The sequence below is a fragment of the Lentzea miocenica genome (genome assembly GCF_033949945.1).
In the GTDB taxonomy this organism is placed as follows: Bacteria; Actinomycetota; Actinomycetes; order Mycobacteriales; family Pseudonocardiaceae; genus Lentzea; species Lentzea miocenica.
Window position 1 is genome coordinate 33,374 of sequence record NZ_JAXAVW010000049.1, and the last position, 22,543, is coordinate 55,916.

22 protein-coding genes are annotated in these 22,543 nt (G+C 67.2%); 9 read left to right on the forward strand and 13 right to left on the reverse strand.

Features of this window, described 5'->3' with window-relative positions:
- Positions 1-4: 4 nt before the first annotated feature.
- The gene (locus tag SK803_RS41895; RefSeq protein ID WP_319971784.1) at positions 5-595 is read right to left on the reverse strand and encodes a TetR/AcrR family transcriptional regulator; all 591 of its coding nucleotides are present in this window, start codon (positions 593-595) and stop codon (positions 5-7) included.
- An 83-nt stretch (positions 596-678) separates the two neighbouring features.
- Between SK803_RS41895 and SK803_RS41900 the strand changes: the two genes are divergently transcribed.
- Positions 679-1,818, forward strand: a complete 1,140-nt coding sequence (locus SK803_RS41900) for an acyl-CoA dehydrogenase family protein (RefSeq protein WP_319971785.1) — start codon at positions 679-681, stop codon at positions 1,816-1,818.
- A 3-nt stretch (positions 1,819-1,821) separates the two neighbouring features.
- Here the strand turns inward: SK803_RS41900 and SK803_RS41905 are convergent, their stop codons facing one another.
- A complete protein-coding gene (locus SK803_RS41905; RefSeq protein WP_319971786.1) occupies positions 1,822-3,033 on the reverse strand; it encodes an amidohydrolase in 1,212 nt (403 codons plus the stop codon).
- A gap of 273 nt (positions 3,034-3,306) precedes the next feature.
- Positions 3,307-4,206, reverse strand: a complete 900-nt coding sequence (locus tag SK803_RS41910; protein ID WP_319971787.1) for an aldose 1-epimerase family protein — start codon at positions 4,204-4,206, stop codon at positions 3,307-3,309.
- Between the two features lie 38 nt (positions 4,207-4,244).
- On the opposite strand from SK803_RS41910, the gene SK803_RS41915 reads away from it, so the two are divergent.
- Together SK803_RS41915 and SK803_RS41920 are read left to right on the forward strand one after the other, a co-directional pair.
- Positions 4,245-5,021 carry an MBL fold metallo-hydrolase gene (locus SK803_RS41915; protein WP_319971788.1) on the forward strand — a complete coding sequence of 259 codons (777 nt, stop codon included), beginning with the start codon at positions 4,245-4,247 and terminating at the stop codon, positions 5,019-5,021.
- Complete coding sequence (locus SK803_RS41920) at positions 5,018-5,737, forward strand: AAA family ATPase (RefSeq protein ID WP_319971789.1); 720 nt, start codon at positions 5,018-5,020, stop codon at positions 5,735-5,737. The genes SK803_RS41915 and SK803_RS41920 overlap by 4 nt, the downstream gene beginning before the upstream one ends.
- 2 nt (positions 5,738-5,739) lie before the next feature.
- Here SK803_RS41920 and SK803_RS41925 read toward each other — a convergent pair whose 3' ends face one another.
- Positions 5,740-7,134: an APC family permease gene (locus tag SK803_RS41925; protein ID WP_319971790.1), complete on the reverse strand. Its 1,395-nt coding sequence runs from the start codon at positions 7,132-7,134 to the stop codon at positions 5,740-5,742.
- Between the two features lie 72 nt (positions 7,135-7,206).
- Between SK803_RS41925 and SK803_RS41930 the strand changes: the two genes are divergently transcribed.
- Positions 7,207-7,998, forward strand: a complete 792-nt coding sequence (locus tag SK803_RS41930; RefSeq protein ID WP_319971791.1) for a hypothetical protein — start codon at positions 7,207-7,209, stop codon at positions 7,996-7,998.
- Here the strand turns inward: SK803_RS41930 and SK803_RS41935 are convergent.
- The 8 genes from SK803_RS41935 to SK803_RS41970 form a co-directional block, all read right to left on the reverse strand.
- Complete coding sequence (locus SK803_RS41935; protein WP_319971817.1) at positions 7,982-9,214, reverse strand: MFS transporter; 1,233 nt, start codon at positions 9,212-9,214, stop codon at positions 7,982-7,984. The two genes, SK803_RS41930 and SK803_RS41935, sit on opposite strands and share 17 nt — an antisense overlap.
- Positions 9,215-9,320: 106 nt before the next feature.
- On the reverse strand, positions 9,321-11,255 hold the full coding sequence (asnB, locus tag SK803_RS41940) for an asparagine synthase (glutamine-hydrolyzing) (protein WP_319971792.1): 1,935 nt from the start codon (positions 11,253-11,255) through the stop codon (positions 9,321-9,323).
- A gap of 385 nt (positions 11,256-11,640) precedes the next feature.
- Entirely contained in the window at positions 11,641-12,297 is a 657-nt protein-coding gene (pdxH, locus tag SK803_RS41945) for a pyridoxamine 5'-phosphate oxidase (protein WP_319971793.1), read from the reverse strand.
- 155 nt (positions 12,298-12,452) lie between these two features.
- Positions 12,453-13,154 (reverse strand): urease accessory protein UreD, encoded by a 702-nt coding sequence (locus SK803_RS41950; protein ID WP_319971794.1) that lies wholly within the window; start codon positions 13,152-13,154, stop codon positions 12,453-12,455.
- A gap of 10 nt (positions 13,155-13,164) precedes the next feature.
- The gene (gene ureG, locus SK803_RS41955; RefSeq protein ID WP_319971795.1) at positions 13,165-13,800 is read right to left on the reverse strand and encodes an urease accessory protein UreG; all 636 of its coding nucleotides are present in this window, start codon (positions 13,798-13,800) and stop codon (positions 13,165-13,167) included.
- On the reverse strand, positions 13,790-14,401 hold the full coding sequence (locus tag SK803_RS41960) for an urease accessory protein UreF (protein WP_319971818.1): 612 nt from the start codon (positions 14,399-14,401) through the stop codon (positions 13,790-13,792). Before SK803_RS41960 ends, ureG begins: the two co-directional genes overlap by 11 nt.
- Positions 14,398-16,080 (reverse strand): urease subunit alpha, encoded by a 1,683-nt coding sequence (locus SK803_RS41965; protein ID WP_319971796.1) that lies wholly within the window; start codon positions 16,078-16,080, stop codon positions 14,398-14,400. Before SK803_RS41965 ends, SK803_RS41960 begins: the two co-directional genes overlap by 4 nt.
- Entirely contained in the window at positions 16,077-16,676 is a 600-nt protein-coding gene (locus SK803_RS41970) for an urease subunit gamma (protein WP_319971797.1), read from the reverse strand. Before SK803_RS41970 ends, SK803_RS41965 begins: the two co-directional genes overlap by 4 nt.
- A 144-nt stretch (positions 16,677-16,820) precedes the next feature.
- Here SK803_RS41970 and SK803_RS41975 point away from each other — a divergent pair, with 144 nt between their 5' ends.
- The 5 genes from SK803_RS41975 (at position 16,821) to serC (ending at position 21,354) form a co-directional block, all read left to right on the forward strand.
- The gene (locus tag SK803_RS41975) at positions 16,821-17,645 is read left to right on the forward strand and encodes an ABC transporter ATP-binding protein (protein ID WP_319971798.1); all 825 of its coding nucleotides are present in this window, start codon (positions 16,821-16,823) and stop codon (positions 17,643-17,645) included.
- Positions 17,642-18,442 carry an ABC transporter permease gene (locus SK803_RS41980; RefSeq protein ID WP_319971799.1) on the forward strand — a complete coding sequence of 267 codons (801 nt, stop codon included), beginning with the start codon at positions 17,642-17,644 and terminating at the stop codon, positions 18,440-18,442. The genes SK803_RS41975 and SK803_RS41980 overlap by 4 nt, the downstream gene beginning before the upstream one ends.
- On the forward strand, positions 18,379-19,491 hold the full coding sequence (locus tag SK803_RS41985; protein WP_319971800.1) for a sensor histidine kinase: 1,113 nt from the start codon (positions 18,379-18,381) through the stop codon (positions 19,489-19,491). The genes SK803_RS41980 and SK803_RS41985 overlap by 64 nt, the downstream gene beginning before the upstream one ends.
- Positions 19,488-20,090 (forward strand): response regulator transcription factor, encoded by a 603-nt coding sequence (locus SK803_RS41990; RefSeq protein ID WP_319971801.1) that lies wholly within the window; start codon positions 19,488-19,490, stop codon positions 20,088-20,090. Before SK803_RS41985 ends, SK803_RS41990 begins: the two co-directional genes overlap by 4 nt.
- Positions 20,091-20,226: 136 nt before the next feature.
- Positions 20,227-21,354 (forward strand): phosphoserine transaminase, encoded by a 1,128-nt coding sequence (gene serC / locus SK803_RS41995; protein WP_319971802.1) that lies wholly within the window; start codon positions 20,227-20,229, stop codon positions 21,352-21,354.
- Positions 21,355-21,416: 62 nt separating this feature from the next.
- Here serC and SK803_RS42000 read toward each other — a convergent pair whose 3' ends face one another.
- Entirely contained in the window at positions 21,417-22,529 is a 1,113-nt protein-coding gene (locus tag SK803_RS42000) for an ABC transporter permease (protein ID WP_319971819.1), read from the reverse strand.
- Positions 22,530-22,543: the final 14 nt, after the last annotated feature.

The window sequence follows — 22,543 nt, forward strand, 5'->3', positions numbered from 1 at the left end:
GCGCTTACTCCTTCTGGGAAGCCCCACTCCGCTGGAGCCCATCCAACAACAGTTCGCCCAGTGCGGTGAACGCCTCGGCGTCCGAAACGCCTGCCCGTTTCGTGAGGACACCCGTCTGGATGCTCTCGATGAGCAACCCGGCCATCTCGGCGAACAGCGTCGCGTGCACCTCGCGGAACACGTGCCGCTCGACCCCGTCCTGGATGAACGCCTTGATGCGCTCGGCCGCGGCCCGCGCGTTGCGCTCGTACGTCGCCCGCGTCGGAGGAAAGTCGGACACGTCCGCAATGAACGCCGCCGAGGCCTTGTTCAACTCCTCCGCAGCGCCCGCGAGGTAGCTGCCGATGCGTTTGCGCACGTCAACAAGGCCCGCGATGCGCTTCTCGATGCGCTCGGCAGCACCCTTGAAGTACCGCCCGACCACACGAACAGCCAACTGCTCCTTGCTGCCGGCGAGCGCGTACAGCGTCGATTTCGAGCAGTGCAACCGGCCCGCGATGTCATCCAGCGTGAGATGACCGAAGCCCTCCGTGAGAAAGAGAGCTTCCATCCGGGTGAGCAGCTCAGCCTGCCGCTGCGTGAGAGCCCGCGTCATGGTGACGACCCTGCCACACTCACTGGCGACTGTACTGGCGTACGTCCTACAGTACAGTTACCAGTACACACCGGAGGTCGACGATGCCCGCCGAGCGGCTGCTCCCCACGCAAGAGGCCGAGGACCTGATCGCGCTGGTCAAGGAGATCGCGCGGGACGAGCTGAAGCCACACGCCGCGGACGCCGAGGAGAACGAGAAGTTCCCCCGCGACGCGTTCCGCCTGCTGGGCAGGTCAGGCCTGCTGGGTCTGCCGTACCCGGAGGAGTTCGGCGGCGGCGAGCAGCCCTACGAGGTGTACCTGCAAGCCCTCGAAGAGGTCGCCTCAGCCTGGATGACCGTCGCCGTGGGCCTCTCCGTGCACGTCATGTCCTGCTACGGCCTGGCCACCTTCGGCACCCGCGAACAGCAGGACCGCTGGCTCCCCGAAATGCTCGAAGGCGAACTCCTGGGCGGCTACGCCCTCTCCGAGGTCCAGGCGGGCTCCGACCCGGCCGCCATGTCGACCCGAGCCGTCCGCAAGGGCTCCGAGTACGTCGTGAACGGCACCAAGGCGTGGATCACCCACGCCGGCGTCGCCGACTTCTACACCCTCATGGCCCGCACGTCCCCGGACGCGGGCCGAGGCATCTCCTGCTTCCTCGCCCCCGGCGAGGCCCAGGGCCTCACCGCGGCCACCCCGGAACGCAAGATGGGCCTGACCGGCTCCATCACCGCGCAACTCCAGTTCGACGACGTCCACTTCGGCACCGACCGCCTGATCGGCAACGAGGGCGACGGCCTCAAGATCGCACTGTCCGCTTTGGACTCGGGCCGCCTCGGCATCGCCGCCTGCGCAGTGGGCCTGGCCCAAGCCGCCCTGGACGAAGCCGTCAGCTACGCCAAGACCCGAACCCAGTTCGGCCGCCCGATCATCGAGTTCCAAGGCCTCGAATTCCTGCTGGCCGACATGGCGGCAGCAGTCGAATCCGCCAGGGCCACCTACCTCTCCGCAGCCCGCCGCCGCGACAAGGGCCTCCCCTTCCGCCAGCAGGCCTCCATCGCCAAACTCATCGCCACCGACGCGGCGATGAAGGTGACCACCGACGCCGTCCAAGTGCTGGGCGGCGCCGGCTACACCCGCGACTTCCCGGTGGAGCGCTACATGCGCGAGGCCAAGGTCCTGCAAATCTTCGAAGGCACCAACCAAATCCAGCGCCTGGTCATCGGCCGAGGCCTCCGCTAGCCACTACACCCGCTCGCGGTAGAAGGGGTCGGCCACGACCCCTTCCCCCTTGCGCTCGTCGAACGTGTAGACCTCACGCCCCTGCACGTACACGTGCAGCGCCCGGCTCATCACGTCCAACGGATCCCCGGACCAGATCACCACATCCCCGTCCAGCCCGGGCTTCAAAGCACCAACCCGGTCGTCCAGCCCCATGATCCGCGCCGGGTTGACCGTCAACGACCGAATCGCGACCTCGGGATCCAATCCTTCCTTCACCGCCAACGTCGCCTGGTGCACCAAGAAGTGAATCGGCACAACGGGATGGTCGGTAGTGATCGCCAACTCCACCCCGGCCCGCGCCAGAATCCCGGGATTCCGCAGCCCCCGGTTCCGAACCTCCACTTTGGACCGCGACGTGAACAGCGGCCCGATGATCACCGGAATCTGCTTCTCCGCAATGAGATCCGCGATCAGGTGCCCCTCAGTACCGTGGTTGAGGATCAGCCTGTACCCGAACTCCTCGGACAACCGAATCGCCGTGGCGATGTCATCGGCCCGATGCGCGTGCTGACACCAAGGCAACTCCCCGGTAAGAACCTTCCCGAGGATCTCCAACGTGTTGTTGCGGTCAAAGGCCTTCCCGTCAGCCTCAGCCTCAGCCTTCTTGGCCAGGTAGTCCTGCGCCTTGGTCAACTCGTCCCGGATGACCGCCGCAACACCCTGCCGAGTGGACGGCAACTTCCCCTTGTCGCCATAAACCCGCTTCGGGTTCTCCCCAAGCGCACTCTTGACGCTGACCGGCTCCTTGACCAACATCTCGTCAACGGTCCGCCCCCAACACTTCACGGCAACCGTCTGCCCACCAATCGGGTTCCCAGACCCGGGCTTGATCACCGCAGTGGTCACCCCACCACTGAGCGCATCCCCAAAGCCCAAGTCAGCAGGGTTGATGGCATCAAGCGCCCGCATCCGAGCCCCAACGGGATCAGTCATCTCGTTGGTGTCCTGCCCAGCCCACCCCTCGGCCTCTTCATGGACACCGATGTGCCCGTGCGCCTCGACAAAGCCAGGCAGCACCCAAGCCCCGTCAGCGTCGACAACCTCAATCCCGTCCGGAATGTCGACGTCAGCACCAACCGCAACGATCTTCCCGTCCTGAATCAGGACAGTGCCACCCTCAACAGGCTCCCCGTCGACGGACACGACGTAGCCACCGGTGATCGCGATGTTCATGGTTAGCAACGCTAACGGTTACCCCGCTCGCAAGCCACCCCAAGCCGATGGCGCAGCCGAGGCGACCCGACGGCGAAGCCGAGGCTCTTAACGCTTGAAACAGCGCTCCGGGTGGGCCCCGTCACGAGTCGTGCCTCAGCCCTTGCTGCACCCGAAGGGCACCACCTACGCAACGCAACTCCGCCCAAAGCAACTGGCGTGCCATCAACCCGCGTGCGGCGTGGAACCGGTCCTTGATCAGATTGGCGGGGTCCGGGGCGGAGCCCCGAATCCCTAAACCGGCGCCTCAAACGGCCGGATCCCCCACCGAGCCCCCCAAGACTCCCCAGGCGCCACCCAAATCAAATCCACCCCGGAATTCAAAGCATCCGGCGGACAAGTCATGGGCTCGACAGCCACCGCCCGCCCCCGATCCGGATAAGAGTCCGGCGTGTAAACCTGCACCCACCGAAACTCCGGATCCGCCCAAACCTCAACCCCACCACCATCATCCGCAACCAGCGAGTGATGCACCAACCCGTCACCACCAGGCTCACACCCCCCGAACGGCGTGTCCAGCCGCACCCCGGCCAACGACCGCCCACCCCGAAAGTCGAACTCAGTCCCCTCAACCGACACGGCGTCCCCAGACGGCACCATCCGCTCGACATCCAACGGCAACACCGAAGTAGCAGCCAACGTCAACGTGCACGAATCGGTAGACGCCCGCCCAGCCCGCGGATAAGGATGAGTCCCAACACCGAACGGCGTAGCCAGCTTCCCGATGTTCGTAACCCCATGCGTAACCGTGAGCCCACGATCATCCAGCGCGTAAGAAACCGTGACGTCCAAAGCAGCAGGCCACCCAGCCTGAGGCTCGATCAACGTCCGCAACGAGACCAGCGACCCGGTGTGCTCCAGAACGGACCAGGGCCGCCGCCGGACCAGCCCGTGAATGGCATTCCCCCGGGCCGGCTCCGTCACCTCCAACTGCTGAACAACCCCGTCCAGCACCCAGGAAGCACCAGCAGTCCGGTTGGGCCACGGCACCAGCACCGCCCCAGCGCTCATCGGGGGCTTCTCGTCTTCCCCGAATGTCTCCACATACGGAACCCCGTCCACCTCGAAAGACCGCAGGCCCGCGCCTACAGTCGTGATCACGGCGGTGGCACCCTCGTACGAGATCCCCAACATGAGGCTGAAGCCTACGGGGCCAACGGAAGGATCTGCCCATGAAGGTTCATCACCTCAACTGCGCCACGATGCGTCCGCCCCTGGTCGCGGGCGGGATCGTCGCCCACTGCCTGCTGATCGAGACCGAGCAGGGTCTGGTCCTGGTCGACACGGGCTTCGGCACGAACGAGGTGACCAACCCGAAGGGCACCATCGACGGACTCAGCCGCACGTTGCTCAAGCCCATCCTCGACATCCACGAGACCGCGATCTACCAGGTCGAGAAGCGCGGCTACGGCGCAGAGGACGTGAAGCACATCCTGCTCACCCACCTCGACCTGGACCATGCCGGCGGGCTGCGGGACTTCCCGAACGCCACCGTGCACGTGCTGGACACCGAACTGGAGGCCGCGACCAACCCGAAGGGCCCCAAGGAGCGGGCGCGGTATCCGAAGGCCCAGCGCGAGGGCGTCACCTTCGAGACCCACAAGGCAGAGGGCGAGGACTGGTTCGGCTTCGAGGCCGTCCGCGGCATCCCCGGTCTGCCGGAGGACGTCCTGATGGTGCCGCTCATCGGCCACACCCGCGGCCACACGGGCATCGCCGTCAAGTCCGGCGACCGCTGGCTGCTGCACGCCGGCGACGCGTACTTCTACCGCGGCGAGATCGAGACGCCGCCGAGCAACATCTTCGCCCTCAAGCTCACCGCCAAGCAGACCGAGACGATCCGTGAGCAGCGTCTGTCCAATGTGGAACGCCTCAGGGAACTCAAGGCGAACGAAGAAGTCGACGTGTTCTGCGCCCACGACCCGGTAGAGCTGGCCCGGCTCGGATGACGTTCATCCGCCAGATCCGGCTCGACGAACAGCACGACACCCACCGCTACCCGTTCACGCTCCCGGTCGTCCAGCACCTGACCAGGAACCCGATCGACCTCACGAAACCCATCACGTTCCTGGTGGGCGACAACGGCGCGGGCAAATCCACGCTGGTCGAGGCGATCGCGGTGGCGGCCGGGTTCAACGCGGAGGGCGGCACGCAGTCGTTCCACTTCGCCACCAAGGCGACCGAGTCGTCACTCGGCGACCACCTCACCCTGAGCTGGGGCGTCAAGAAGCCCCGCACGGGGTTCTTCCTGCGTGCCGAGTCGTTCTACAACGTCGCGACGGAGATCGACCGGATCGGCGGCGGGATTCACGCGTCGTACGGCGGGAAGTCGTTGCACGAGCGGTCGCACGGCGAGAGCTTCATGAACCTGATGGCACACCGGTTCGGCAGCAAGGGCCTCTACGTCCTGGACGAGCCGGAAGCCGCACTCTCCGTCAAAGGCTGCCTCACCGTCCTGGGGCACATGCAGGAGCTCGTCAACGAGGGCTCGCAGTTCATCATCGCCACGCACTCACCGATCCTGCTCGCCGCACCCAACGCCGCGATCCTGGAGATCACCGACGGGGAGATCGACGAAGTCCCTTACGACGCGGCGGAACCGGTCGCGCTCACCCGGAACTTCCTGAGTGAGCCCGACCGGTTCCTGAGGCACCTGCTGGACTGAAACTACTTCGACAGGTTCTCCGGGTGGATCTCCTGCTTGCCGTGCGCGACGCGGTTGATCACCCAGAGCACGAGACCCGCCAGCAGCAGGTAGCCCGCGATCTTGTAGTCGTCGAACGGCCGGCCGGACGTCCACGGGATCGCGAGGTACGCGCAGGTGATCGCGCCGAGCACGGGCGCCCAGGTCGGCGCCCTGAAGTGCTTGTGCTCGGACTTCTCCCTGCGCAGCACCAGGCACGCCACGTTGACGATCGTGAAGACGATCAGCAACAGCAGCGACGTCGTGCCACCGAGCTTGCCGATGTCCGCGGTGGACACCAGGATCACCGCGACGCCGGTGGTGAAGACGATCGAGATCCACGGCGTGCGGCGGAACGGGTGCACCGTGCCGAAGAAGCTCGGGATGATCTTCTCGTTCGCCATGCCGTACAGCAGACGGGACGCCATCAGCATGTTGATCAGCGCCGAGTTGATGACGGCCAGCAGACCGATCAGCGCGAAGATCCACAGCGGGAAGCCCGGCGCGCCAACGGTGACGACCCTCAGCAACGCGCTGCTGCCCGCCTTGGCGAGCTCGTCGGACGGGATCAGCAACGACGACGTGATCGCGACCAGCACGTAGATCAGTGCCGCGATGCCCATGCCCCACAACATCGCGCGCGGGAAGATCTTGACCGGGTTGCGGCACTCCTCGGCCATGTTCACCGAGTCCTCGAAGCCGACCATCGCGAAGAACGCGAGCGCCGTCGCCGAGGTGACCGCGAGCAGCACGTTGCTGCCGGACGGGACGTGGATCTCGGTCAGCCGCGAGGGCTCACCGTCGCCGTTGATGACCGCCCAGGCACCGATCAGGATGATGATCACCAGACCGGACAGCTCGATGCAGGTCAGGATCACGTTGGCCTTGACCGACTCGGACACGCCGCGGAAGTTGATGATCGCCAGCGCCGCGATGAAGACGATCGCGATGCCGGTGATCGCGAGCGACTCCGGACTGAGCGCGACGTCGAAGAACTCGACCAGCAGCTGCCGCAGATAGGTGCGGCCGAACGCGAGTGCCGCCGACGACGCCGAGGTGATGCCGGAGCACATGACCGCGAACGCGACCATGAACGTCAGGAAGTGGATCTTGAATGCCTTGTTCGTGTACAACGCGGCACCGGCCGCTCTGGGATACTTCCCCACAAGCTCCAGGTAGCTGAACGCAGTCAGGAACGCGACCACGAACGCGAGCAGGAAGGGCAGCCAGAGAGCGCCGCCGATCTTGCCGGCGACGTTGCCGGTGAGCGCGTAGATACCAGTGCCGAGGATGTCGCCGACGACGAAGAACAGCAGCAGCTTCGGGCCGATTGCCCTGTGTAGCTCTGGTTGCTCCGTTTGCGGAGTCGCTTCAGCCATGCCCGAAGATTCTGCCCGTTTTGCCTGGGTACCAGCGTGAACGGGCCCGTACCTCACCCATATGGTGTAACCATGAAACGCACGGCAACCCTGCTCGTCGCGGCCATCGCGCTGTCCGCCTGCACGTCGTCACCGCCGGCGGCCCAGCCGACCCAGCACCCCGACGTCAAGAGCCTCGTGGCCGCGGTGTCCAAGGCGGTCGGCGAGAAGCAGACCTACCGCTTCACCATCGTGGCACCGACCTCCGGCGACTCGGGCGGCGTCACGGCCCCCGCGAACGGCTCGGTGAGGCTGGGCGACGTCCCGAGCATCGACGCGACCACGAGCCGTCCCGTGCAGACCGGCGGCAAGGACGAGCAGCTGCGGTTCGTCTCGACCACAAAGGACACCGCGTTCGTCCTGCTGCCGCCCGTTTTCGGCCTGCCGCAGAACAAGTCGTGGGTGAAGCTGGAGCGCAAGAACACCGACGACTTCACCAACAGCCTGCTCGGCTTCTACGACGTGATCTACCAGCAGGCCGTCTTCACGACGTACCACCTGCCGGTGATCCAGGCGGGCGGCGAGCTCAAGCTGACCGCGCAGACCGGTGACCGCGTCCGCTACTCGATCGCCGTCAACTACCAGAAGGCCTACGACAACCTCACCGACGAGTACCTGCGCAACGAGGTCAAACTCGCGCTCGACCAGGGCGTCACGAGTTCGGCGGGCGAGATCGAACTGGACGGCAGCGGGCTGCCCGTCCGGATCAAGTTCTCCACCCAGTTCCAGAACGACCTGATCGTCGACGAGGCGCGCTTCTCCGACTGGGGCACCGACGTGAAGATCGCAGAGCCCTCGGCGAACGAGATCAGTCAGCGGAACTGACGGGACTCACGCGGTAGCGCCAGATCGCCGGCAGCAGCACGACCATCGCCACGGCCGCGACGACCACCAGCACACCACCCGCGGTCACCGCCGCGGCAGTGCCGAACGCCGCACCACCCGTGCCGTGCAGCAGGTCCGCGATCCGCGGCCCACCCGCGACAACGACGATGAACACGCCCTGCATCCGCCCGCGCATCTCGTCCGTGGCGGCCGACTGCAGAATCGCGCCCCTGAACGCCATGGACACCATGTCCGCGGCCCCAGCGAGCGCCAGGAAGGCCGCCGCGACCCACAACGACCCGGCCAGGCCGAACCCCATGATCGCGAGGCCCCAGCCCACCACGGCCAGCGTCAGCGCGACCCCGTGCCTGCTGATGTTCGAGATCCACCCGGACGTGAGCCCGCACAGCACCGCACCGACAGGAATCGCCGCGAACAACACACCCAGCGCGAACCCACCACCGGCGGGGTCGCCGAACGTGTGCTGGGACATCTCCGGGAACAGCGCCCGCGGCATGCCGAACACCATCGCGATGATGTCCAGCAACATGCTCGCCATCAGCACCTTCTGCGCCCACAGGTACACGAACCCGTCGAGCACGTCCCGCAGCCCCGCCCGCCGCACCACCCCGTCCAGCGGCGGCATCGACGGCAGCTTCCACACCGCGTAGACCGTGACGACCAGCGCGATGGCGTCCACCAGGTACAACGTCGACAACCCGACAATCGGCATGAACGCACCCGCGAGCAACGGCCCGAGCACGGCACCGAACTGCATGACCGTCGAGCCCAGCGCACCAGCCGACGGCAACAACTCGGCAGGCACCAGCCGCGCGATCGACGCCGACCGCGCCGGAGCGTTCGCCGCGAAGAAGATCTGCTGCAACCCGAGCAGCGCGATCACCAGCCACACCGAACCGACGTTCATCGCCGCCTGCACCCACAGCAGCACCGACGACACCGCGATGCCGATGTTGGTGAGAAGCAGCAGCTTGCGCCGGTCAACGGTGTCCGCGATCGCGCCGCCCCACAGCCCGAACACCAGCAACGGCACCAACGCGACACCTGCGGCAATGCCGACCCACGCCGACGAACCGGTGAGGTCGTAAACCTGTTTGGGCACAGCAACGGCGGTGAGCTGAGAGCCCACCGCCGTCACGATCGTGGACAGCCACAACCGGCGATAAGCGACGATCTTCAACGGTCGAGTGTCGATCACGAACGTCGAGCGCGCGCTTCTCCCCACAGTGGCCACATGGTTAGCCTATGACAACTAACAAGCCCTTTATGTGAAGGTGTCGCCAAAACCACTCAGGAGAGGGTCAGAGGCGAACCGGGTAGACCGGCTCCGGCACCTTCGGGCTGATCCGGCCCTCGACGAAGATCCCGTGCCAGATCATGAAGCACAGCACCGACCACAGCTGCCGCGACCGGTCGAACTGCTCCGACTTGTGCTCGGCCAGCAACTCCAGCACCGCGTTCTTGTCCAGCAGATGCCCGGTCTGCGAGTCCGCGATGATCCCGCGCGCCCAGTCGTACATCTCAGCCCGCAACCAGTGCCGAATGGGCACCGGGAACCCGAGCTTGGGCCGGTTCAACACGTGCGCCGGAATGATCTTCGCCAACGCCCTGCGCAACGCGTACTTGGTCGTACCCTCAGTCAGCTTCTGGTCCAACGGCACCTCGGCCGCAACCCGGAAGACCTCAGGATCCAGGAACGGCACCCGCAGCTCGATCGAGTTCGCCATGGTCACCTTGTCGGCCTTGACCAGGATGTCCCCGCGCAACCACGTGTACAGATCGATGTGCTGCATCCGCGCCACCGGATCCCAGCCCTCGGACTCCCGGTACCAGGGCGCCGTCACATCCTTGAACCCGATGCCTTCCTGGTAACCGGGGAACACGGCCCGCACCTGCGCATCGGTGAAGTTCCGCGCGTTGCCGTAGTAGCGCTCTTCGAGCCTGAGCGAGCCCCGCCGAAGCAGGTCCTTGCCCCGCACACCCTCCGGAATGGACTTGGACACCGCGCCCATCAGCTTGCGCACGCCGCCCGGCACCTTCTCGAACGGCGACAACGACAACGGCTCGTGATAAATCACGTACCCGCCGAACAGCTCGTCCGCACCCTCACCGGACAACACAGCCTTGACGTACTTACGAGCCTCACGAGCAATGAACCACAACGGCACCAACGCCGGGTCAGCCACCGGGTCATCCAGGTACCAGATGATCAGTGGCAGCTCTTCCATCATCTCGTCCGGCGACACCGTCCTCACGACATGCCGCACCCCGATGGCCGCCGCCGTCTCAGCGGCAACATCGACCTCCGAGTACCCCTGCCGATCGAACCCGCTGGTGAACGCGATCAAATTCGGGTTGTGCTGCTTCGCCAACGTGGCCGTGGCCGTCGAGTCGATCCCCCCGGACAGGAACGCCCCCACCGTGACGTCCGGGTCAGAAATCATGTGCTTGGCCACCGAGTCACGCATGACATCGGCAATGCGCTCGTACAGCGCCTCCGCCTCGTGCTCCCCGTTCACCGGCCGAGGCGAGAACACCGGCTTGAAGTACCGGTTGAACAACACCTGCCCACCAGGCGAGACCTTGAACGACGTCCCGGACTCGACCCGCCGAATCGCCTTGTGCAACGACTCAGGCTCCGGCACGTACTGCAACACCAAATAATGCTGCAACGCCGTCTGATCCAACTCCTGGCTGATCCCCAGCACGCCAGTCAATTGGAGGAGGCTCTTCTTCTCCGACGAGAACCCCACCCCACCAGGCCCAGCAGCCCAGTACAACGGCTTGATCCCAAACGGATCCCGCGCGCCGAAAACCACCCGCTCCTGCGCGTCCCAGATCATGAACGCGAACATGCCGCGCAACATCTTGACCCAGTCCGCCCCGAGGTAGTGATACCCGGCAACGATGGCCTCGCCATCCCCCTGCGTCTTGAACTGGGCCCCGAACTTCCGCATGAGCTCAGCCCGGAGCTCCTTGTAGTTGTAGATCTCGCCGTTGAAGTTCAACGTGTACCGCGTCGGGTTCTCCGGCGGCCCCCACACCAACGGCTGGTGGGAGTGGTCCAAGTCGATGAAGCCCAGCCGGTTGAACCCGTACACAACCTCAGCATCAGCCCAGGTGTCCTGCTCGTCGGGCCCACGGTGCCGCTGGCAGCGCAGCGCTGCGGCCACTGAGCCACGCGCGGAGGCCGCAGCGGCTTCGGTGGAACAGATGAGTCCGAGCACTCCGCACACGTGAAATCGCACCTCGTAGCTAGCTGTGGCCTGAAAACCCAGTATGCCCGTGCCCGAATCGAGCACTTTCCGCAGCCTGAGGACGCGCCACCCCCAGGCAAGGTTCCACGCCGAGGCCGCAGGCGAGGCGACCCAAAGGCGAAGCCGAGGCGTCCTTACGCTTGAAACAGCGCTCCGGGTGGGGTCCCGCCCGGACCGCACCACCTACGCAACGTGCCGCCGCCCAAAGCAACTGGCGTGCCATCAACCCGCGTGCGGCGTGGGACAGGTCTTTGATCAGATTGGCGGGGTCCGGGGCGGAGCCCCGAAATCCCTAAAACGGGACCACACGCAAAAGGGGCGCCTCCCGCCCACAGGAGACACCCCATCCGCAAAAGCCTGAAACCTACGGAGCGACGCGCTCCAAGTTCCACCCATCCCGCCCCAGCCGGAACCGCAACCGGTCATGCATCCGATCCCGCCGTCCCTGCCAGAACTCAACCTCTTCAGGCCGAATCCGCCACCCACCCCAATGCGGCGGCACCGGAATCTTCTCGGTGTCCGCGAACTGCCGCTCGATCTTGTGCAGCGCCGAATCCAATGTGGACCGCCCAGTCACCACCCGCGACTGCGGCGAAGCCCAGGCCCCGATCTGCGAGCCCCGAGGCCGCGAGTTCCAGTACTCAGCGGTCTCAACCGGCCCGACCTTCTCCACCACCCCGCGCACATGCGCCTGACGCTGCATCGCGAACCACGGGAACGTCGAAGACGCGAACCGAGTAGCCATCAGATCGTGCGACTTGTTGGACGTGTAGTTGGTGAAGAACACCACTCCACGCGAGTCGAGCCCCTTGAGCAGCACCGTCCGCGACGACGGCCGGCCCTTCGTGTCAGTCGTGGCGAGCACCATCGCGTTGGGCTCGGGCAACCCCGCATTGGTCGCCTCGTCCAGCCACAACTGGAGCTGTTCGTGCCAGGTGGCGGCAAGCTCCGACTCGCTGAGCGAGCCCTGCTCGTACGACACGCGCATCGCCGGTAGTGCGATGTTCGTGGTCTCCGTCATCGGCGAACCTCCAAGCGGCGGCAGAACTCGTGGTCCCTGGACCCGCGACCATACGCACGGCGAACGGATCCCGAAACCGCCTGCGTGGTGATGGCCACCACCTGAACGGTGACTGTCCGTGCAAAGAACAGTTCTGGATCGAGTCCGTGATCGAATCAGATGGCATCGAGGACACGTGTGACGGTGACCACGTCATCACCCAGTGCGGTTACAACACTTCCGCCCGCTGCCAACGGAACGACGCTCCACCACTCACCGCCACCCGACTCCCGCGCGACCGCGTCCAGCATCAGCGACGTCCCGACAACCCGCTTGCCCGCGAGCCCCGCCGAAGACGAGTCGACCGACGGGTCTCCCACCGCCAGCTGTTGATGCAACAACGGCCTGCCGCAACGAGTTGCCCGCACCGACGACGACAGCGCGCCGGCCTTCTCACCCACGCGGCCGAGCACCAGAACCTCACGAAGGTGCAACTCTGCGTGACCGTCCAATTCGGCCTCCACCACCGCGGTGTGGCGAGCCCGGCCAGTCACCACGGTCGGCTCTGGCAGGTACCGAACAGAGCCCTCCACCGAGAACCGCACCAGCGACGAGGAGGACAAACCGGTCGGCCCTGGCAACATCAACGTCGCCGCCACGCCACGCAGATCAAGTGACGCCCCAGGCCCGACTTCGACCGTCAGCTCGAGCGAGTCCCCACCGAGCGGGGACGTCACCGAACTGACCAGGTGCACCAGCGCGACCGGCCCCACCCGCCGGGCCGGCACGAGCGTCAGCGGTGCCTGAGACCGCAGGACCCGCACGACGCTGTTGCCGTACGAGTCCAGCTCCACCACCAACCGCGCCACGGCCTTCATCGAGGAGCCCTCACAGCTGGGCCAGCACCCACTTCGCGACCTCGGGCGCGTCCGGCGTCTCCACCAGGGACTGGGCGATGACGGGCAACTCGCCGCGCATCCGGTGCGCGTCCGAGATCATCACGTCCATGTCCGCGCCGACGTACGGCGCCAGGTCGATCTTGTTGATCACCAGCAGGTCCGCCGTCGTGACGCCGGGGCCGCCCTTGCGCGGCACCTTGTCGCCGCCTGCCACGTCGACGACGAAGATCTGCCGGTCCACGAGCCCGCGCGAGAACACCGCGGTCAGGTTGTCGCCGCCGCTCTCGATGATCACCAGGTCCAACCCGGAGAACCGGTGCTCCAACCTCTCCACCGCGTCCAGGTTCGCGGTGATGTCGTCGCGGATCGCGGTGTGCGGGCAACACCCCGTCTGCACCGCTTCGATCCGCGACGGGTCCAGCACACCCGCGCGACGCAGGAAGTCCGCGTCCTCGGTCGTGTAGATGTCGTTGGTGACGACCGCCAGCTCCAACTGCGAGCCCAAAGCGCGGCACAACGCGGCCGTCAGCGCCGTCTTGCCGCTGCCGACCGGGCCGCCGATGCCGATCCGCGGTGCGACACCGTGGTGGTGATCATGCGGGTCGGGCCCGTGGTTAGCTCCCAAAGAGACGCACCCCTTCACGTCGAACGTGTGCCTCGGCCAGAAGATCCAAGGCAGGTGAACCGAGCGCGGGCAGCTCCTTGCACGCCCGCGCGGCGACGTCCTCCACCGGAAGCGCCGCCACGATCGCATTGACCCCGAACGGGTCGAGTCCCAGCAACCTGACCGCCGCCGACGCCGGACCGCTCACGGCCAGGTAAGCACAGGTCAGCGCGGCCTCGAAGGGCTCGCCGACCAGCACCCCGATCACCAGCGGCTGGTGCGGAACAGCAGGCAACGCGGCCAGCCGCGCAGACGGCCAGGCCCGCCGAGCCGCCCGCAACATCCCCCGCCCCTGCGCCCGTGAAGCCTCGCGCTGAGCCGGCGACGGCGTCCGCGCGTCCAGCTCCGCGTCCAGCACGTCCAGGTCCTCACCACGAGCCGCCGCGGCCGCGAAGCCGGCCGCCAGCAGTCCCGCCGTGAGCAAACGCCCGTGCAGGAACGACTCCAGCGACGGCTCGTCTACGACCAACCCGCGCGCGGCAGCCTCTTCCAGGCCGCCGGAGTGCACGTGTCCGCCACCGGGGAACCGGGAGTCGGCGAGGATCAGCGCGGTCAGCATCAGAACAGGAAGTACCGCTGGGCCATCGGCAACTCGGCCACCGGCGAAGGCTCCACCAGCGCACCGTCCACGTGCACGGCGAAGCTGTCCGGATCGACCCGCACGTCCGGCATCGCGTCGTTCAGCACCATGTCCGCCTTGGTGACCGAACGCGTCGACGACACCGGCAGCACCCGTCGCGCGTACCGATCCCCGATCCCGGCCTCGATCGCCTCGGGCGCAACGAAGAACACCGAAGAGGCGGCCCCGGCCGTGGCGCCGAACATCGGCCGCGCCCACACCGGCTGCGGCGTCGGGATCGAGGCGTTGGCGTCACCCATGGCGCCCCACGCGATGAACCCGCCCTTCAACACCACCGAAGGCCGGACGCCGAAGAACTTGGGCTCCCACAACACCAGATCGGCGAGCTTGCCGACCTCGACCGACCCGACCTCGGACGCGATCCCGTGCGCCACCGCGGGGTTGATCGTGTACTTCGCGACGTACCGCTGAGCCCGCAGGTTCGAGTCCATCGACCGGCGGGAGGACATCACGTGCGCGGTCTGCCACGTCCGGATGATCACCTCACCGACGCGTCCCATCGCCTGCGAGTCGGACGAGATCATCGAGATCGCGCCCAGGTCGTGCAGCAGGTCCTCGGCCGCGATCGTGGTCGGCCGGATGCGCGACTCGGCGAACGCCAGGTCCTCCGGCACCGACGGGTTGAGGTGGTGGCACACCATCAGCATGTCGAGGTGTTCTTCGAGGGTGTTGACGGTGTGCGGGCGCGTCGGGTTCGTCGACGACGGCAGCACGTTCGGCAGTGAGACGACCCGGATGATGTCCGGCGCGTGCCCGCCGCCGGCTCCCTCGGAGTGGTAGGCGTTGATCGACCGGCCGGCGATGGCGTCCACAGTGGACTCCAGGAACCCGGCCTCGTTCAACGTGTCCGTGTGGATCGCTACCTGCACGCCGGACTCGTCGGCCACCCGCAGGCACGCGTCGATCGCGGCGGGCGTGGTGCCCCAGTCCTCGTGCAGCTTGAACCCACCGGCGCCACCGGCGAGCTGCTCGCGCAGTCCTTCGACGGAGACCGTGTTCCCCTTGCCCAGCAACAGAACGTTGACCGGCATGTGGTCCATCGACGTCAGCATCCGGTCGAGGTACCAGGCGCCGGGCGTGACCGTGGTGGCCTTCGTGCCCTCCGCGGGGCCGGTGCCGCCACCGATCAACGTCGTCAGCCCGGACGCCAGCGCCTCGTCCACGATCTGCGGGCAGATGAAGTGCACGTGGCAGTCGATGCCGCCCGCGGTCAGGATCTTGCCGTTGCCGGACAGGATCTCCGTCGACGGGCCGATCACCAGCGAGGGGTGGACGCCGTCCATCGTGTCCGGGTTGCCCGCCTTGCCGATCGCGACGATCCGGCCGTCCCGCACACCGACGTCGGCCTTGACCACACCCCAGTGGTCGAGGATCACCGCACCGGTGATGACCAGGTCGGGAGCGCCCTCCGCACGGGTCGCGACACCCTGTCCCATCGACTCGCGGATCACCTTGCCGCCGCCGAAGATCACCTCGTCGCCCGAACCGGCACCGCGCGAACGGTCCTCGGTGACCTCGATGAACAGGTCGGTGTCGGCGAGCCGGATCCGGTCGCCGGCGGTCGGCCCGAGCAGTTCGGCATAACGCTCGCGGTCGATCATCGCTGCAACCCCCGGACGATCCTCAAGCCTGCCAACGGAACCAGCGTGACCTCTCGCTCGACGCCCGGCTCGAACCGCGTCGCGGTGCCCGCCGGGATGTCCAGGCGGTACCCGAAGGCCGCCTCCCGGTCGAACTCCAGGCCCGTGTTGACCGACGCGAAGTGGAAGTGCGACCCGACCTGAACAGGCCGGTCAGCGGCGTTGACCACGGTCATCGTCACGCGCGGCCGGCCGGGATTGAGCTCGACCGGTTCCGAACCGACGATCACCTCACCCGGCGCCGGACCCGCGGAAGGCGCGATCGGGTGGTGCACCGTGACGAGCTTGGTGCCGTCCGGGAACGTCGCCTCCGCCTGCACCGAGTCGATCATCTCCGGCACCCCGCGCATGACCTGCTCCGGCGCGAGCACCGTGCGGCCGCTCTCCATCAACTCGCTGACCGTGCGGCCGTCCCGCGCGCCCTCCAGCACGTGGTCGGTGATCAACGCGACGGCCTCCGGGTAGTTGAGGAGCACCCCGCGTTCCAACCGGCGGCGGGCAACGTCGGCGGCGACGTGCACGAGGAGCTTGTCGCGTTCATGCGGCGTCAGATGCACACAGCCGTTCTAACACGTGAAACCGCCATATCGAGCAGTGGAAACACGGCTGAAACACGGTCGCGTGTCCACCGAGCGGTTGACAACCGGGGTCAGCGGTGCGGTCGTCCCGCCGGACCGCCTCGAAAACGCACGATTCACCCCATGAACGCGATCCGAGTGAGGGGCCTCAGGAAGGCCTACAAGGGCCACCAGGCGGTGGCAGGGGTGGACCTCGACGTCGCACGAGGCGAGGTGTTCGCGGTCCTCGGCCCGAACGGCGCCGGCAAGACCACGAGCGTCGAGATCCTGGAGGGGCACCGCGACCGCGACGCGGGCGAGGTCAGCGTGCTGGGCGTCGACCCGGCCAAGGGCAGCAGGGAGTGGCGCTCGAAGCTCGGCATCGTGCTGCAGAGCGCGACCGACGCCGCCACGCTCACGGTCCGCGAGGCCGTCCAGCACTACGCCAGGTACTACGCCGACCCGCGTGACCCGGACGAGGTCATCGAGCTCGTCGGGCTCACCGAGAAGGCCAAGTCCCGCGGCGGCAAGTTGTCCGGTGGTCAGCGGCGCCGGCTCGACGTGGCGCTCGGCATCATCGGCCGCCCCGAGCTGATGTTCCTGGACGAGCCGACCACCGGCTTCGACCCCGAGGCGCGCCGCCAGTTCTGGAGCCTGATCAAGCTGCTGGCCGCTGAGGGCACCACGATCCTGCTGACCACGCACTACCTGGACGAGGCGGAGGCGCTCGCCGACCGCGTCGCCGTGCTCGCGGGCGGCCGGATCGTCGCCGAGGGCACGCCGCAGACGCTCGGTGGCCGTGCGCACGCCGACGCGACCGTGCGCTGGATGTCCGGCCGCGGCTACACGGAGATCAAGACCTCCGAGCCCACCAAGGCGATCGCCGAGCTGTCCCGCGACGGCGAGCTCGCCGAACTCACCGTCACCCGCCCGTCGCTGGAAGACGTCTACCTGGAGCTGATCAAATGACCACCGCGGTGGCTCTGCCCGGAACCCTGTCGCTCGGTCTCTCGAGGGGTGCGACCGAGCTGCGGGAGTTCTTCCGGCAGAAGGAAAACCTCATCTTCACGGTGTCGCTGCCCGCGATCCTGATGCTGCTGCTCGGCACCGTCTACGTGCACGAGGCCGCGCACGGCCAGATGTTCGCGGCCAGCATGATCGGTGCCGGCATCATCTCGACGTCGTTCGTCGGACTCGGCATGAGCGTGGTGGCCGACCGCGAGGACGGCACGCTCAAACGCCTGCGCGGCACACCGATGCCGTTCACGTCCTACTTCATCGGCAAGATCATCCTGGTCTTCGTGTCGAGCCTGTTCGAGGCCGTGTTGCTGATGATCGTCGCGATGCTGCGGTTCGACGTCGCACTGCCGTCGACCGCGGAGAAGTGGTTCACGTTCGGCTGGGTGTTCGTGCTCGGCGTCATCTCGTGCTCGCTGATCGGCGTCGCGCTCAGCTCGATCGCGAAGTCCACCAGGAACGCGGCGGGCGTGCTCAACCTGCCCTACATCGTGTTGCAGTTCCTCTCCGGGGTTTTCATCAGCCAGGCGGTGCTGCCGGAGTCCCTGCGCGTGACGGGTTCGCTCTTCCCGCTCAAGTGGGTGTGTCAGGGTTTCCGCTCGGTGTTCGCACTGAACGACGGCTACGCGGTCATGGAGGCGGCGGGATCATGGGAGCTCGGCAAGATCGCGCTGGTGCTGGGAGCGTGGACGATCGGCGGCCTGGTGCTGGTGGCGCGGACGTTCCGCTGGAGCAACACCGCCAGCTGATCACCTGGTACGTGCTCTTCGCGCTCACCCAGGTCACCGCGCTCGCGCTCATCCTGATCGACAACAACAGCCTCGCCGACCGCCTGACGGCGGCGGGGTTGTTGTGCCTGAACGGTCTGTGGTTCGTGCTCTACGGCAGGCGCCTCGTCGTCCGCGGCGACGACGACTGGCACGGGTTCGTCTACGTGGCAGGCTCGCTCGCCACCTTCGCCCCGGCGGTCTGGTTCAGCGGCAGCGCGACCTTCGCCCTGTTCGGCCTGGTCCCGCAGATCTACATGGTCCTGCCGATCGCGTGGGCGTTCTTCCCGATGGTGTTGTTCGTGTTCACCCCGCAGATCCTGACCTGGGTCGCGGGCGCGGTGCCGGCACTGCCGTGGCCGGCCGCGCTGCTGATCATCGGCTTCTCCCATGCGTTCGGGTGGGCCGTGAGCCGGATCGCGCAGCAGAACCAGCAGCGCGGTGAGCTGCTGCAACGCGTCGAGGCGCTGACCATCGAGGCCGAGCGGGCGCGGTGGTCGGCGGACATCCACGACACGCTGGCGCAGGGCTTCACGTCGATCATCACGCTGCTGCAGGGCGCGCAGCCGAACGTCGAGCTGGCGCTGCAGACCGCACGGGAGAACCTCCGCGAGGCGCGGGCCCTGGTGGCTTCCAACGCACCGTCGCCTTTGGACGGTTCGACGCTGGAGGACGCGTTGCGGCGGTTGGTGTCCGGCGCTGCGCTGCCGTCGACGTTCCGGGTGATCGGTGACCCGGTCGGACTCCAGACCTCGGCCGAGGTGGTGTTGCTGCGGACCGTTCAGGAGGCGTTGCACAACGTGGCACGGCACTCCGGGGCGTCGCGGGTCGACGTGGTGATGAGATTCGACGAGGACAGCGTGTCGCTGGAGGTGCGCGACGACGGGCGCGGGTTCGGGGAGGCGCCGGAGGGATTCGGCCTGCGGGGCATGCGCGCGAGGCTGGAACAGGTGGGTGGCACGCTCTCGCTGTCGAGCGATGGCCAAAATGATCAAACCGGGGCGTCCGTGCTGGTGGAGGTACCGCTGTGATCAGGATTCTGCTGGTGGACGACCACCCCGTCGTGCGTCAGGGGTTGAAGGGCATGCTCGTCGCGGACGACCTGGAGGTCGTCGGCGACGCCGGGTCGGGCCAGGAGGCCATCGAGAAAGCCGCCGCCTTGCAGCCGGACGTCGTGCTGATGGACCTGCGGATGCCCGAAATGGACGGTGTCGCGGCGACCGCGAAGATCGTCGGAACCGGGCCGCGCGTGCTGGTGCTCACGACGTACGAGACCGATTCGGACATTCTTCGCGCGGTCGAGGCCGGCGCGTCCGGCTATCTGCTCAAGGACTCGACCACCGAGGACCTCATCGCGGCGATCCGGGCGGCGGCGCGGGGCGAGACCGTGCTGGCGCCGTCGATGGTCGCGAAGGTCGTCGGGCAGGTGCGCACGCCGCCGCTGTCCGCCCGCGAGGCCGAGGTGTTGCGGCTGGTCGCGAAGGGTATGTCGAACGTCGAGATCGGACGGACGCTGTTCATCTCGGAGGCGACCGTCAAGACTCACCTGCTGAGGGTGTTCAACAAGCTGGGCGTGTCGGACCGCACCGCGGCGGTCACGACGGCAATGGATCGCGGCATGCTGCGGTGACGTTCCCGGGACCTGTTCTCCGTGACCCAGGACACCCGGCTGACATCTCCCGGCCACCCTCCTGCAACACTGTGAACTCCGGCAACGGCGCCGGTCAGGTCCCTGAAGCTCGTCAATCGCCCCGGAGGCGTGACCCATGACCCAGACCGCCGATCCGACCTCGTTGGTGCTTCCCGCCGAGCTCAAGCCGTCCGACGGCCGCTTCGGCTGTGGACCGTCCAAGGTGCGTCCCGAGGCCGTGCAGGCCCTCGCGTCCGAGGGTGCCGCGCTGCTCGGCACGTCGCACCGGCAGAAGCCCGTCAAGAACCTCGTCGGCCGCGTCCGCTCCGGACTGCGCGAGCTGTTCCAGCTCCCCGACGGCTACGAGGTCGTGCTCGGCAACGGCGGCACCACGGCGTTCTGGGACGCGGCGTCGTTCGGGCTGGTCCGCGAGACCGCGCAGCACTTCACCAACGGTGAGTTCTCCTCCAAGTTCGCGAAGGTCACCCAAACCGCGCCGTTCCTGAAGGACTCGCTGGTCACCAAGGCCGAGCCGGGCACCGCGCCCGAGCTCTTCCACGCCGAGGGCGCCGACCTGGTCGGCTGGGCGCAGAACGAGACCTCGACCGGTGTGGCGATGCCGGTGACTCGCATCGAGGGTTCCGGGGACGCGCTCATCGCGATCGACGCGACGTCCGGTGCCGGTGGCCTGCCGGTCAAGGCCGAAGACTTCGACGTCTACTACTTCGCGCCGCAGAAGTCGTTCGCCTCGGACGGCGGCCTGTGGCTCGCGCTCATGTCGCCGGCCGCGCTCGCCCGCGTCGAGGAGCTCAAGGACCGCTGGGTGCCGGAGTTCCTGTCGCTGCCGACCGCGCTCGACAACTCCACCAAGGACCAGACGTACAACACGCCGTCGGTCGCCACGCTCTTCCTGCTGGCGCACCAGATCGACTGGATCAACGGCAACGGCGGCCTCGACTGGTCCGTCGCACGCACCAAGGACTCCTCGGACCGCCTGTACGGCTGGGCCGAGAAGACCGCCTACACCACGCCGTACGTCGAGAAGGCCGCTGACCGCTCGCAGGTCGTCGGCACGATCAACTTCTCCGACGAGGTGGACGCGGCCGTCGTGGCGAAGGTGCTGCGCGCCAACGGGATCGTGGACGTCGAGCCGTACCGCAAGCTCGGCAAGAACCAGCTGCGGGTCGCGATGTTCCCGGCCATCGAGCCGAACGACATCACGATCCTCACGCAGGCCATCGACTGGGTCGTCGGCCAGCTCTGAGTTCTGGGCAAGGCAGCAACCTGGGGTGCACCGACTCGATTGTCGGTGCACCCCAAGGCTTTTCAGGCAAGTGCTTCCGTGGGCGACTGACGTGCCGCCCGCACCGCGGGATAGACGCCGGCGACGGCGCCGATGAGGATCGCCGAGCCCACTCCCCCGAGCAGGGCCGGCCACGGCAGTGCCGCCGGCCATTGCTGACTGATCGAATATCCGGCCGTGACCGCGATTCCCACGATCACGCCGACCAGTCCGCCAAGGCCGGACAACAGCACCGACTCGGTCAGGAACTGCCATCTGATCTGCCGCCGGGTCGCCCCGAGCGCCCGCCGCAGACCGATCTCCCTCCGGCGTTCCAGGACCGAGATCACCATCGTGTTCGCCACGCCGACGCCACCCACCAACAACGCGACCCCGCCCAATCCCAGGAACAACGCGTTGTAGGAACTTTCCGCCAGCTGCTGTGCCTCCAGCGCCTCGGACGGCCGGGACACCTTGACCTCGTTGGACTTCTGCGGGTTCAGCGTCGGCCCGAGCAGGTTGCGGACGTTCTCGACCTCGGACTCGGACGTGCGCACGTAGACCGTGTTGGCGTTGCCCTCGAACCCGAACGCCTCCTTCGCCGCCTCCCAGCCGACCAGCGCGGACCTGTCGATCTCCGGCGAGAGCGGCAACGGACCGAGGATGCCGACCACGGTGAACCACTGACCGTCGATCCACAGCTGCACGCCGGGCTTGTCGATGCCCAGGCGCGAGGCCGCGGTGCCCCCGAGCACCACCGACTTCTCGCCGGGCGACAGCCACCTGCCCTCGCGGACCTCGGCGTTGAGCACCTTCAGCAGGTCCTTCTCCGCCGCCTGCACCTGCAACCCGAGCGTGTCGCTCGTCGGCACGAGGTCGTTCTTGCGAACGCTCGCGGAGATCTTGCCCGTCGCGCTGGCCGACGACACCGCACCGATCCGCTTGGCCATCGGCACCGCGGTCTCCGGCAGCTTCGCGTCCTGGCCGAAGAAGTCCTGGCCGGGCGCGGCGGTCAGGAGGTTGGTGCCCAGCTTGGACATCTTGTCCTTGAGAGCCGCCGCGCTGGAGGCCGGGATGCCGACGACCGCGACCACCGCGGCGATGCCGATCGCGATGCCCAGTGCGGAGAGGACGGCGCGGATCGGGCGGGTCCGCATGCCGAAGAAGCCAA